At 68.6% G+C, this 12,356-nt stretch carries 14 protein-coding genes; 10 read left to right on the top strand and 4 right to left on the bottom strand.

What is annotated here, in order from left to right:
• The 4 genes from nuoN (at position 1) to Q0581_RS03300 (ending at position 4,782) form a co-directional block, all read left to right on the top strand.
• Positions 1–1,443 (top strand): NADH-quinone oxidoreductase subunit NuoN, encoded by a 1,443-nt coding sequence (nuoN, locus tag Q0581_RS03315; RefSeq protein ID WP_298697580.1) that lies wholly within the window; start codon positions 1–3, stop codon positions 1,441–1,443.
• A gap of 143 nt (positions 1,444–1,586) precedes the next feature.
• The gene (locus Q0581_RS03310; RefSeq protein ID WP_298697578.1) at positions 1,587–2,336 is read left to right on the top strand and encodes a biotin--[acetyl-CoA-carboxylase] ligase; all 750 of its coding nucleotides are present in this window, start codon (positions 1,587–1,589) and stop codon (positions 2,334–2,336) included.
• Positions 2,333–3,112, top strand: a complete 780-nt coding sequence (locus tag Q0581_RS03305; RefSeq protein ID WP_298697842.1) for a type III pantothenate kinase — start codon at positions 2,333–2,335, stop codon at positions 3,110–3,112. Before Q0581_RS03310 ends, Q0581_RS03305 begins: the two co-directional genes overlap by 4 nt.
• On the top strand, positions 3,109–4,782 hold the full coding sequence (locus Q0581_RS03300) for a ribonuclease J (protein WP_298697576.1): 1,674 nt from the start codon (positions 3,109–3,111) through the stop codon (positions 4,780–4,782). The genes Q0581_RS03305 and Q0581_RS03300 overlap by 4 nt, the downstream gene beginning before the upstream one ends.
• On the opposite strand, the gene Q0581_RS03295 is transcribed toward Q0581_RS03300, so the two are convergent.
• Positions 4,779–5,081: a hypothetical protein gene (locus tag Q0581_RS03295; protein WP_298697574.1), complete on the bottom strand. Its 303-nt coding sequence runs from the start codon at positions 5,079–5,081 to the stop codon at positions 4,779–4,781. The two genes, Q0581_RS03300 and Q0581_RS03295, sit on opposite strands and share 4 nt — an antisense overlap.
• A gap of 15 nt (positions 5,082–5,096) precedes the next feature.
• On the opposite strand from Q0581_RS03295, the gene mce reads away from it, so the two are divergent.
• The 5 genes from mce (at position 5,097) to Q0581_RS03270 (ending at position 9,199) form a co-directional block, all read left to right on the top strand.
• Positions 5,097–5,534, top strand: a complete 438-nt coding sequence (gene mce, locus Q0581_RS03290) for a methylmalonyl-CoA epimerase (protein WP_298697572.1) — start codon at positions 5,097–5,099, stop codon at positions 5,532–5,534.
• Positions 5,534–5,797, top strand: a complete 264-nt coding sequence (locus Q0581_RS03285; protein ID WP_298697570.1) for a DUF1467 family protein — start codon at positions 5,534–5,536, stop codon at positions 5,795–5,797. Before mce ends, Q0581_RS03285 begins: the two co-directional genes overlap by 1 nt.
• A gap of 66 nt (positions 5,798–5,863) precedes the next feature.
• A complete protein-coding gene (proS, locus tag Q0581_RS03280; protein WP_298697568.1) occupies positions 5,864–7,180 on the top strand; it encodes a proline--tRNA ligase in 1,317 nt (438 codons plus the stop codon).
• Positions 7,177–8,469 (top strand): lipoprotein-releasing ABC transporter permease subunit, encoded by a 1,293-nt coding sequence (locus Q0581_RS03275; RefSeq protein WP_298697567.1) that lies wholly within the window; start codon positions 7,177–7,179, stop codon positions 8,467–8,469. The genes proS and Q0581_RS03275 overlap by 4 nt, the downstream gene beginning before the upstream one ends.
• A gap of 31 nt (positions 8,470–8,500) precedes the next feature.
• The gene (locus tag Q0581_RS03270; protein WP_298697841.1) at positions 8,501–9,199 is read left to right on the top strand and encodes an ABC transporter ATP-binding protein; all 699 of its coding nucleotides are present in this window, start codon (positions 8,501–8,503) and stop codon (positions 9,197–9,199) included.
• Here Q0581_RS03270 and Q0581_RS03265 read toward each other — a convergent pair.
• From Q0581_RS03265 to Q0581_RS03255, 3 genes are all read right to left on the bottom strand, one after another.
• On the bottom strand, positions 9,196–9,615 hold the full coding sequence (locus tag Q0581_RS03265; protein ID WP_298697565.1) for a molecular chaperone DnaJ: 420 nt from the start codon (positions 9,613–9,615) through the stop codon (positions 9,196–9,198). The two genes, Q0581_RS03270 and Q0581_RS03265, sit on opposite strands and share 4 nt — an antisense overlap.
• Position 9,616: 1 nt before the next feature.
• Positions 9,617–10,447 (bottom strand): division plane positioning ATPase MipZ, encoded by an 831-nt coding sequence (locus Q0581_RS03260; RefSeq protein ID WP_298697563.1) that lies wholly within the window; start codon positions 10,445–10,447, stop codon positions 9,617–9,619.
• 123 nt (positions 10,448–10,570) lie between these two features.
• Positions 10,571–11,194 (bottom strand): SPOR domain-containing protein, encoded by a 624-nt coding sequence (locus Q0581_RS03255; protein WP_298697561.1) that lies wholly within the window; start codon positions 11,192–11,194, stop codon positions 10,571–10,573.
• A gap of 84 nt (positions 11,195–11,278) precedes the next feature.
• On the opposite strand from Q0581_RS03255, the gene panC reads away from it, so the two are divergent.
• On the top strand, positions 11,279–12,127 hold the full coding sequence (gene panC / locus Q0581_RS03250; protein ID WP_298697839.1) for a pantoate--beta-alanine ligase: 849 nt from the start codon (positions 11,279–11,281) through the stop codon (positions 12,125–12,127).
• Positions 12,128–12,356: the final 229 nt, after the last annotated feature.

Raw genomic sequence — 12,356 nt, 5'->3', positions numbered from 1 at the left:
ATGCCTGACCTGATCCCCGCCCTGAACCTTGCGGCCTCGGAGCTGACGCTCGCCATCGGCGCCCTGGCGCTGCTGATGGTCGGCGCCTTCATCGGCGAAAAGTCGGCCCGTCTGGTGTCCGGCCTGTCGGTGCTGCTGCTGCTGGTCGCGACCGGCCTGGCCGTCACCGGCCCCTTGGGAACCGCCTTCAACGGCGCCTTCGTGGCCGACCCGCTGGCGGTGTTCGCCAAGGCGCTGATCTATCTGTCGGCGGCCGTGTGCGTGGTGCTGGGCGATGGCTGGATGGCGCGCACCCGCATCGCCAAGTTCGAATATCCGATCCTGATCGTCCTGGCCGCCGTCGGCATGGCCATGATGGCGTCGTCGGGCGACCTGATCTCGCTGTATGTCGGGGTCGAGCTGCATTCGCTGGCGCTGTATGTCCTGGCCGCCTTCCACCGCGACAATCTGAAGGCGTCGGAAGCGGGCCTGAAATATTTCGTCCTGGGCGCCCTGTCGTCGGGCCTGCTGCTGTATGGCGCCAGCCTGATCTACGGCTTCACCGGCTCGATGAACTATGACGCCATCGCCGCCTATGCGGGCGAAAACCCCGGCGTCGGCCTGGTGTTCGGCCTGGTGTTCCTGATCTGCGGCCTGGCGTTCAAGGTTTCGGCCGCGCCCTTCCACATGTGGACGCCCGATGTCTACGAAGGCGCCCCCACGCCGGTGGTGGCCCTGTTCGCCACGGCGCCCAAGGTGGCGGCCATGGTGCTGACGGCGCGCGTCCTGACCGACGGCTTCGCCCAGTCGCACGACCAGTGGGCCCAGGTGCTGATCCTGATCTCGCTGATCAGCTTCGCGGTCGGCGCCTTCGGCGGTCTGGTGCAAAAGGACATCCAGCGCCTGCTGGCCTATTCGTCCATCGCCAACATCGGTTACGCCCTTCTGGGCATCACGGCGGGCACCCAGGCGGGCGTCCAGGCCATGCTGCTGTTCATGACCCTGTATGTGGTGGACCAGCTGGGCTTCTTCGCCGTGCTGCTGTCGCTGTCGCGGGGCGGGCGTCCGATCCGGTCGATCAGCGATCTGGCGGGCCTGAGCCGTGAAAAGCCGATGACGGCCGTGGCTCTGACCATCCTGTCGCTGTCGGTTTTGGGCATGCCGCCGCTGTCGGGCTTCTGGGCCAAATGGGCGGTGTTCGGCGCGGCGGCCGACGCCGGCTACTGGATGGCGGGCGCCGCCGGTCTGGTCGCCTCGGTCGTGGCCGCCTTCTACTATCTGCGGATCATCAAGCTGATGTGGTTCGACGCCCCGGCGTCCGACGTCGCGCCCGACGCCTCGCCGATCGAGGCCAGGACGGTGGCGTGGCTGTCGGCGGCCTTCGCCTTCCCGCTGGTGATCTTCGCCCTGGCCTGGATCGAGCCGCTGACGCGCACCGCCGCCTCGGGCTTCGGGGCCGGATGACGGTGACGCCCGCGCGATCCTCCCCCTTCGGGGGAGGGGAACCGCGAAGCGGTGGAGGGGGCCAGCCCCACACGCCGGCGCATGCCTTCAGCCCCCTCCACCATGCTGCGCATGGTCCCCCTCCCCCGGTGGGGGAGGATTAGGTGCTGCCTGCGCCCGTCATCCGCTTCGACCAGATCGATTCCACCAACGCCGAGGCGCGCCGCCGGGCCGAGGCCGGCGAGACCGGCCCGGTCTGGCTGACCGCCCGCCGTCAGAGCGCCGGTCGCGGCCGGCGGGGCAGGGCGTGGGAAAGCGATACGGGCAATCTGTTCGCCACCCTTCTGACCACCACGCGCAAGCCCCCGGCCGAGGCGGCCCAGGCCACCTTCATCGCCGCCCTGGCGGTGGCCGACCTGCTGGACGCCTTTGCGGCGCCGGGCGCCGTGACGATCAAATGGCCCAATGACGTGATGCTGGGCGGGGCCAAGGCGGCAGGCATTCTGGTGGAGTCCGGCGCCCACGACGGCGGTGGCCTGTGGCTGGCGGTCGGCATCGGCGTCAACCTGGCCCATGCGCCGGAAGGGACCGAACGGCCGGCGGCGGCCCTGGCGTCGCACCTGCGACCCGACATCGCCTATCCGCCGTCGCCCGATGTCGCGGTTGACGTGCTGGCCCAGGCCTGGGCCGACTGGGCCGGGCGATGGGAAGAGATCGGCTTTCAGCCCGTGCTGGACGCCTGGGTCCGGCGCAACGCCACCCTGAGCGGCCCCTGCGTCGCCCGCCTGGGCCATGAGACGGTCGAGGGCGTGGCCGAAGGGGTCGAGGGCGACGGGTCGCTGCGCCTCAGGCTGGCGGACGGGACGCTTCGCCTGATATCGGCGGGGGATGTGTTCTTCGGAGAGGCGGTCTGATGCTGCTGGCCATCGAGCAAGGCAACACCAACACCCTGTTCGCCGTCCATGACGGTACGGACTGGATCGCCCAGTGGCGCGCCGCCACCGAGGCGTCGCGCACCGCCGACGAATACGCGGTCTGGTTGAGCCAGCTTCTGGACATGCGGGGCCTGTCGATCGGCGCGCTGGACGCCTGCATCGTCTCCAGCGTGGTGCCGCAGTCGATCTTCAACCTGCGCAACCTGGCGCGGCGCTATCTGAACGTCGAACCTCTGGTGGTCGGCGACAATGTGCGGCTGGGTCCGGCCGCGCGCATCGACAAGCCGTCCGAGGCGGGGGCCGACCGTCTGGTCAACGCCGTGGGCGCGCACCTGACCTATCCCGGGGATCTGATCGTGATCGACAGCGGAACCGCCACCACCTTCGACGTGGTGGCGGCCGACGGCGCCTTTGAAGGCGGGATCATCGCGCCGGGCATAAACCTGAGCCTGCAGGCCCTGCACGAGGCGGCGGCCATGCTGCCGCGCATCGCCATCCAGAAGCCCGCCCGCGTCATCGGCAAGGACACGGTGTCGAACATGCAGTCGGGTGTCTTCTGGGGCTATATCGCCCTGATCGAAGGGCTGGTCGCGCGCATCAAGGCCGAGTGGGGCAAGCCCATGACGGTCATCGGCACCGGCGGCGTTGTCTCCCTGTTCGAGGGCGCGACCGACAGCATCGACCATTTCGACCCTGATCTGACCCTGCGCGGCCTTCTCGAAATTCACCGTCGCAACACCCATATGGGCGCATGAGCAAAACCCAAGACAACGAACTCGTCTTCCTGCCGCTGGGCGGATCGAACGAGATCGGCATGAACCTGAACGCCTATGGCTATGGCCCCGCCGAGGACCGGCGCTGGATCGTGGTCGATGTGGGCGTGACCTTCGGCGACAACACCACGCCCGGCGTGGACGTGATCGTGCCCGACCCGACCTATCTGGAAGGCGAGGAGATCATCGGCATCGTCCTGACCCATGCGCACGAGGACCATATCGGCGCCCTGGGCTGGCTGTGGCCGCGCATCAAGGCGCCGCTGTACGCCACGCCCTTCACCGCCTTCCTGATCCGGGAAAAGCTGCGCGACGCGGGCCTGCTGGACCAGGTGACGATCCATGAGGTGCCGCTGGGCGGGACCATCGACCTGGGGCCGTTCCAGGTCGAGATGGTGACCATCACCCATTCGATCGCCGAGCCGAACGGCCTGGCCATCAAGACGCCGCTGGGCACGGTGCTGCACACCGGCGACTGGAAGATCGACAACGATCCCATCGTCGGCGAACGCACCGACGTCGACATGATCAAGCGCCTGGGCGACGAGGGCGTTCTGGCCATGGTCTGCGATTCCACCAATGTCTTCCAGGAAGGCGTGGCGGGGTCAGAAGGCGATGTGCGCGAGGCGCTGGCCGAACTGATCGGCGGGCTGAAGGGCAGGGTGGCCGTCGGCTGCTTCGCCTCGAACGTCGCGCGGATGGACAGTGTGATCCACGCCGCCGAGGCCGCGGGGCGTCGGGTCGTTCTGGCCGGTCGGTCGATGCACCGGATCACGGCGGCGGCCAAGTCGGTCGGCATGCTGAGCGACTGCAAACCCTTCCTGTCCGAAGACGAGGCCCGCCTGTGGCCCGCCGACCAGATCCTTTATCTGTGTACCGGCAGCCAGGGCGAGCCGCGCGCCGCCCTGTCGCGCGTGGCCCAAGGCGACCATCCCTTCATCAAGCTGGGGCCGGGCGACCACTGCATCTTCTCGTCGCGGGTCATCCCCGGCAATGAACTGGCCATCGGCCGGCTGCAGGATGTTCTGTCCGACCGGGGCGTGCGCATCTACACCGACAAGGATCATCCTGGAATCCACGTCTCGGGCCACCCGTGCCGCGACGAACTGCGCCAGATGTATCAGTGGGCGCGGCCCCGGATCGCCGTGCCGACCCACGGCATGCGCCGCCACATCGCCGAACATGCCGCCCTGGCGCGCGAGATGCAGGTTCCCGAAAGCATCACCCCGCGCAACGGCGACATGGTGCGCCTGGCCCCCGGCCCGGCGGCCATCGTGGACGAGGTGCCCTCGGGGCGCCTGTATGTCGACGGCGGCATGCTGGTGGAAGAGGCGGGCGAGGCCCTGCGCGAGCGGCGCCATGCGGCGTCGAACGGGGTGCTGATCGTCAGCTTCGCCCTGGACCGGCGCGGCAAGATCGTGTCCGACATCGACGTGCGCGGCATCGGCCTGCCGGGAGACGAGGACACGCCGCTGGGTGACGTGCTGGACGACCTGGCCGAACGCGTCGAACAGGCGGTGATGAAGCTGAAAGGCGAGGCGCTGGAGGACGAAACCGTCATCGAACAGGCCGTGGCGCGGGCGCTGAAGAAGGCCAGCCAGGGAGTCTGGGCGCGCCGACCCATCGTCGAGACGATTGTATTGAGGCTTTAGATCCAGAGGCGATCCAGAAGGCCGAACACGATCCAGAATGCAATTGGTGTGGTGACGAAAATGCCGATCAAGCAAGCCACACCAATCATCCCGGTTTCTGCTTCCGTGCCCTGACCAATCCGTCCAATCGTGAAGATGGTCCCAATCATGCTGGCGGTCAGTATCACTAGTCCAACAAGCGCATATACGAATGTCTTTCCGTATTCTCGATCGTCGCCGCTAGCGGTGAGAGCGATGACGGCAGCGCCCCCAAGCGCTATCGCAATAATGAGCCACCACTCGCTGCCGGACTTCTTCATGGCTAAGCTATACAAATGATCGGTCGTCTGAACCATGTCGGCGTCGCAACGCCGTCCATCGAGGCCAGCGTGGCGATGTATCGCGACCTGCTGGGCGCCACGCAGGCCCATGCGCCGTTCGACTTGCCGGCCCAGGGGGTGCGGGTCTGTTTCATCGACCTGCCGAACAGCCAGATCGAACTGATCGAGCCGCTGGGCGACGACAGCCCGATCCACGGCTATCTGGCCAAGAACCCCAGGGGCGGCCAGCATCACGTCTGTTTCGAGGTAGACGACATCCTCGCTGCCCGCGACGCCCTGCGCGCCAGGGGCGCGACCATCCTGGGTACGGGCGAGCCGCGCATCGGCGCCCACGGCACGCCGATCATCTTCTTGCATCCCAAGGACATGGGCGGGGTGCTGGTCGAACTGATGCAAACGCCGAAAGCCAATTCTGAAAACGGGGCGCACTGATGCCGATCGGTCCGATCACCATGCTGGCCATCTACATCGTCTGCTGGTGGGTGGTGCTGTTCGCCATCCTGCCGCTGGGCATGAACCAGCAGGCCCAGGAAAAGCCCGATGACGGCGCCCAGTGGGGCGCGCCGCGCGACCCGCAGCTGAAGAAGAAATTCATCACCACCACCTGGGTGTCGGCCATCGTCTGGGTGTTCGTGATGGTGCTGGTCTTCACCGGCTGGCTGCCGCTGCCGACGATGGTTGGAAACGCGGTCTAGCTTTCGCCCCGGTCGCCCGGCTAAACCGGGCGTTCCCGATTTTCGTCTGCCCCGGATTCCACGCCCATGCGCCTGTCGCGCTATTTCCTGCCCATTCTGAAAGAGGCGCCTTCGGACGCCCAGATCGTTTCGCATCAGCTGATGCTGCGCGCCGGCCTGATCAAGCAGGAGGCGGCCGGCATCTACGCCTGGCTGCCGCTGGGCCTGCGGGTGCTGCGCAAGATCGAGCAGATCGTGCGCGAGGAGCAGGTCCGCGCCGGGGCGGTCGAACTGTTGATGCCGACGCTGCAACTGGCCGATCTGTGGCGCGAGTCGGGCCGCTATGACGCCTATGGGCCGGAGATGCTGCGGATCACCGACCGGCACGAACGCGAGCTGCTGTATGGCCCCACCAATGAGGAGATGATCACCGACATCTTCCGGGGCTTCGTGAAGTCGTACAAATCCCTGCCGCTGAACCTGTTTCACATCCAGTGGAAGTTCCGCGACGAGCGGCGGCCCCGTTTCGGCGTGATGCGCGGGCGCGAGTTCCTGATGAAGGACGCCTACAGCTTCGACATCGATGAAGCCTCGGCGCGCGTCGCCTACAACCGCATGTTCACCGCCTATCTGAACACCTTCGCCCGCATGGGGCTGAAGGCCGTGCCGATGCGCGCCGACACCGGGCCGATCGGGGGCGATCTGAGCCACGAGTTCATCGTCCTGGCCGAGACGGGCGAGAGCGAGGTCTTCTGCGACCGCCAGCTGGTGGAAATGCCGGCGCCCGGCGACGACTTCAGCCCCGAGGCCGTTCAGGCCGTGTTCGACCAACGGACGGCCCTGTACGCCGCGACCGAGGAAATGCACGACGCCGCGGCTTTCGAGACCCAGACGGCCGAGGTCGACCGCCTGACCGCGCGCGGGATCGAGGTGGGGCACATCTTCTATTTCGGCACGAAATATTCGGCGCCGATGAAGGCAAAGGTGGCCGGGCCGGACGGCGTGGACACCGAGGTGCACATGGGCAGCTATGGCGTCGGCGTGTCGCGCCTGCTGGGCGCCATCATCGAGGCCAGCCATGACGAGAACGGCATCATCTGGCCCGACGCCGTGGCCCCGTTCGACGTGGTGGTCATCAATCTGCGCGCCAATGACGAAGCGGTGTCCGCCGCCTGCGAGGATGCGGTCGTCCGCCTGGAAGCCGCCGGCAAGGATGTGCTGTACGACGACACCGACGAACGGCCGGGCGGCAAATTCGCCACCGCCGACCTGATCGGCGTGCCGTGGCAACTGACCATCGGGCCCAAGGGCCTGGCCGACGGCGTGGTCGAGCTGAAACGCCGCGCGACGGGTGAAAAGCTGTCGGTCTCGCTGGATGACGCGCTGGCGAAACTGACCGCATGACCGAGGCCGTTCCTTCCAAGCCCGCCGGGCCGTTTTCCAGCTGGGAGTTCGGCCTGGCGCTGCGGTATCTGCGCGCGCGGCGCAAGGAGGGCGGCATCGCCCTGATCGCTATCATCTCCTACGTCGCCATCGCCCTGGCGGTGATGGCGCTGATCACGGTCATGAGCATCATGGCCGGGTTCCGCACCGAGCTGATGGATCGGATGCTGTCGTTCAACGGCCATGCCTATGTGCAGGGGCCAGTGCTCAGCGCGCCGGATCGCGAGGCCGCCCTGGGCCGCATCCGCGACGTCCCCGGCGTGGTCAGCGTGACGCCCCTGACCGAAAGCCAGGCCCTGTTTCAGGCGGGCGGCCAGACGTCGGGCGGCATCGTGCGCGGGGTTCGGCCCCAGGACCTGGCCTCGACCCGCTATGTCTATGACAGCCTGACGCCCGAGGCGCGCGCCACCTTCGGCCAGGGCGCCTATGGCGGCGACCGCGTGCTGATCGGCAAGGCGCTGGCCGAACAGCTGGGCGTCGGCGTCGGCTCGCCCATCAGCCTGTATTCGCCCACCGGCGCCGACAGCGCCTTCGGCAATCTGGGCGGCTTGACCAAGACCTATATCGTCGGCGGAATCTTCAGCTCGGGCACCGCCGACTTCGACCGCATCTTCATCTTCATGCCGCTGGAGCAGGCGCAGCTGTTCTTCGGCAAGGAGGGGATGTGGGACGTGATGGAGATCAAGCTGGCCCAGCCGGATCGCGTCGGCGACTTCATCGAACCCATCCGCCAGGCCGTGGGCGGCCCGGCCCTGGTCAGCGACTGGCGCGACCGTCTGGCGGCCTTCGCCGGGGCGCTGAAGGTCGAGAAGGTGGCGATGAGCATCATCCTGGGCCTGGTGGTCGGCATCGCCGCCCTGAACATCATTTCCGGCATCGTCATGCTGGTGAAGAACAAGACGCGCGATATCGCCATTCTGCGCACCGTGGGGGCCAGCCGCGGCTCCATGCTGCGGGTATTCTTCATCTCGGGCGCGGCCATCGGGGCGGCGGGCACGATGACGGGTCTGGTGCTGGGGCTGCTGTTCTGCCTGAACATCGGCGCGATCCAGCATTTCCTGGAGGCGCTGCTGGGGGTCCAGCTGTTCAACGCCGAGGTCTATATGCTGGACGCCGTGCCGGCCCTGGTGGACCCGGTCGATGTCTTCTGGGTGGCGGTCTGGTCGCTGTTCATGTCGTGCGTGGCCTCGCTGCTGCCCTCGTGGCGCGCGGCCCGCATGGACCCGGTGGAGGCCCTGCGTTTTGAATAGCAAGACCAAGACCGCGCCCAAGACTGCGCCCGTGTCGCCCGTGCTGTCGCTGCGCGGCGTCGGGCGCACCTATCCGACCGCCCAAGGCGGGCTGACGGTGCTGAAGGGGGTGGACCTGGACATCCTGCCGGGCCAGATCGTCGGTCTGGTGGGGCCGTCGGGATCGGGCAAGTCCAGCCTGCTGCACGCCGCCGGCCTGCTGGAGCGGCCGACGACCGGCCAGGTGATCATCGACGGCCAGGACGCCGGCGCCCTGGACGAGGGCGCGCGCACGCGGCTGCGTCTGAACCGGATCGGCTTCGTCTATCAGTTTCACCACCTGCTGCCCGAGTTCGACGCACGCGACAACGTCGCCCTGCCGCTGCGGATCGCGGGGATGAAGGCGGCCGAGGCGCAAGCCCGCGCGGCCGAACTGCTGACGGCCCTGGGCCTGGGCGAACGCATCGACCACCAGCCGGCCCAGCTGTCGGGTGGGGAACAACAGCGCGTGGCCATCGCCCGCGCCCTGGCCAACGGCCCGCGCCTACTGCTGGCGGACGAGCCGACCGGCAATCTGGACCCGGCCACCAGCCAGGCGGTGTTCGAGGCCCTGCGCGCCCGCGTGCGCGACACCGGCGTCGCCGCCCTGATCGCCACCCACAACATGGAGCTGGCCGGTCACATGGACCGCGTCTTCGCCCTGAAGGACGGCCATCTGGAAGAACGCCCGGCCCAGAGCCAAGCCTACTAAGATTTCAGCAGGCGGTCGCGGGCGGCGTTCAGGCGCGCGGCCAGGCCCTCGGTGCCGCCCTGGTCGGGGTGGGCGCGGGCCATCAGGCGGCGCCAGGCGGCGTTGATGGTGGCGGCGTCGGCATCCGCGCCGACCCCCAGGATGGCGCGCGCCTCGGCGGCCGACATCTCTTCACGACGGGGGGCAACGCTGCGCTGACGCGAGGCCAGAACCAGCCACAGGCCCGCCGCCGCCAGGGCCGCCCCCATGATCCAGGCGCCGCGCATGGCCGCCAGAAGGCCGCCGCCCATGGCCGCCGCCGCCACGATGGTCGCCGCCACGCGCCAGTGGCCACGCCGTGGCCCCTCGGTCTGGCGGCCCAGCCGGACCAGCGCCCACAGGGCCAGGGCGCCCAGACCCAGCCAGATCAGGCTCAACTCAGGCCGCCGCGTCCAACGGGGTCAGGCTCTGGTCCAGGCCCAGGGCCAGCATCAGATTGCGCAACTCCTGGCGCGCCGCGACATGGGCCAGGGACACCGCCACCGGCCGCACCTCGTTCGACAGGTCCGCGACCGTCAGGCCGAAGGGAAACAGCTCGCGATAGATGACCCGGTCGCGCAGGCCCGGCCCGACGCGGAAACCGACCCGCTTGGCCAGCTTGTCCATCCGCTCCTGAAGACGTTTGCGGTTGCGCGCTTCGGCCACGGCCAGGCGGTTGGTCAGCACGACCCAGTCGATGGTCGCCTGGCGCCCCTGGGTGATGGCGCGATGCTTGCGCGCCTCCCAGACGCTCTCGGAATAGATCGACGGTTTCTGGAGTTCGAGGGTCACCGGATCGACCTGACCCAAGAGGTCGAAATCGACGAAGCTGTCGTTCATCGGGGTGATGATCTGGTCGGCGCGGGCGTGGGCCGCGCGCGACAGGGCGGTGTCGCCGCCGGGCGTGTCGATCAGGATGACGTCCGCCCCTTGGGCTTCTGCGAAGGCGGCGTCGAACCGGGCCATCTGTTCGGCCTCGTCCGCGCGGGCCAGGGCCTTGCCGTCGCCCATGTCCGGCTCGGTCGGCATGGGCAGGGCCTGTCCGTTGGCGGCGGCCCAGGCGGCGCGGTTGGCGAAGAAGCGCGCCATCGACCGCTGGCGCAGGTCCAGGTCGATGATGGCCACCCGCTTGCCCGCATGCAGCAGGCCGGTGGCGATATGGATGGCCAGGGTGGACTTGCCGGCCCCGCCCTTTTCATTGCCGACAACGACGACCAGAGGCTGCGACATGGCGCGAACGATCCGTTTCAAGCGGCCGGGCGCGCGACTCAGAGGCGCCTCGGTCCAGGCCCCGCAGAATCGGGCGCAGGCGGCTTCAGGTCAACGACAGCTTAATGACGCGCCTGTGGACGATCAGCCCGCCCGGCGACACCAGGGATCGGACACGCGGGCCGCGCGGCACAGTTGCGCGGCGGCGTCGGCCGGGATCGGTCCGACCTTCAGCCGGGTCAGCGGCTTGCCGTTCACCTGAACCGCCTCGTAACGGGGCGTCAGGCCGGCCAGGGCGCTGTTGCGCGAGGCGTCGGCCCAGGCCGCGCGGGCGGCCGCCGGGGTCGAAAAGGCGCCCAGCTGGATCACGGCGCCGCCGCGCGCCGCGGGCACGGCGGGTCGCAGGCCCACACGCTCGGACGCTTGTCGCACCACGGCGGGTGCGGCCTCGGCGGCGGTGCGAACCACGGCCTGGCGCACGGGGCCCTGAATCGTGTCCTGAACCACGCCGTCGCGGGCGTCCCAAAGATCGTGCGGCTCCATCACCTGCACCTGCAGGGCGGGACGCAGGCCGGACTGCTGAGAGGGCAGGGCGCGCGGGGCCGAGGGGGCGTCACGCGACACCGGCGTCATCGGTACCTCGATCTCGGCCACGGCGCGGGCCATGGATTCGAACCGGTGGGCATCGCCCTCGACCGCGCTGCATCCGCCCAGGATCAGGACGGAGGCGCAAGCCAGGGCTGGACGGAGCAGGACGGGAGCGGCCATATGCGGCACCCTAGCGGGCAAATTTTGCAGTCCCGTTGATCAACAGGCTTAAGGGTCAGGGTTAATCGCTTCACCATGTCCGACATCGACGCCCTGCCCATCGTCCGCACCGTGCCCGACCTGCGCGCCGTGGTGCGCGACTGGCGCCGTCAGGGATTCAGCGTCGGCTTCGTGCCCACCATGGGCGCCCTGCACGAGGGGCATCTGGGCCTAGTGGCCGAGGCGCTGAAACGCGCCGACCGGGTGGCAGCCAGCGTCTTCGTCAATCCGACCCAGTTCGCGGCGCATGAGGATCTGGGCACCTATCCCCGGCAGGAAGCGCGCGATGCGGAACTGCTGGTCGGCGCCGGCTGTCATCTGATGTGGGCGCCCACGGCGGACCAGATGTATCCGGCGGGCTTCGCCACCCGTGTCGAGGTCGGCGGCCCGTCGCAGGGGCTGGAGACCGACTTCCGTCCGCATTTCTTCGGCGGGGTGGCGGTGGTGGTGGCCAAGCTGCTGAACCAGGTCCAGGCCGACGTCGCCGTGTTCGGGGAAAAGGATTACCAGCAGCTGATGGTCGTGCGCCGCATGGCCGCCGACCTGGATATCCCGACCGAGATTGTCGGCTCGCCCACGGCGCGCGACGGCTGGGGCCTGGCCCTGTCCAGCCGCAACGCCTACCTGAATGAAGGCCAGCTGGAGATCGCCCGGCGCCTGAACGGCGTCCTGGCTCAGGCGGGCGCCCAGGCCGCGACGGGCCGTCCGTTGGCGGCGGTCGAGAAGGACGCCCACGCCGCCCTGCTGAAGGCCGGGTTCGAGCGCATCGACTATGTCGCCATCCGCCGCGCCGACGATCTGGCGCCCTTCGCAGGGACGGTCGACGCCCCGGCCCGCATCCTGGCCGCCGCCTGGATCGGCCGAACGCGGTTGATCGACAATCTGGCGGTCTAGCCCACCGCGCCCACGCAGCCGTGCGGTTCGCCCAGCGGCAGGACGGCGTCGGTCAGGTGAAGCGACCAGCCATGGTGGGTGGCCAGGCCCCAGCGGCGGGCGCCCGCGCCCGCCCGGGAAACCGACCATGAACACAGATCAGCCCACAGAACGCGTCAAGCTGGAAGTCAAGAACCTGAATTTCTTCTATGGCAAGTACCAGGCCATCCATGACGTCAGCATGTCCATC

It is taken from the genome of uncultured Brevundimonas sp. (assembly GCF_937863155.1).
In the GTDB taxonomy this organism is placed as follows: Bacteria; Pseudomonadota; Alphaproteobacteria; order Caulobacterales; family Caulobacteraceae; genus Brevundimonas.
Note: the sequence above shows the minus strand (reverse complement) of the source record. Positions and strands in the feature narration are given on the sequence as shown.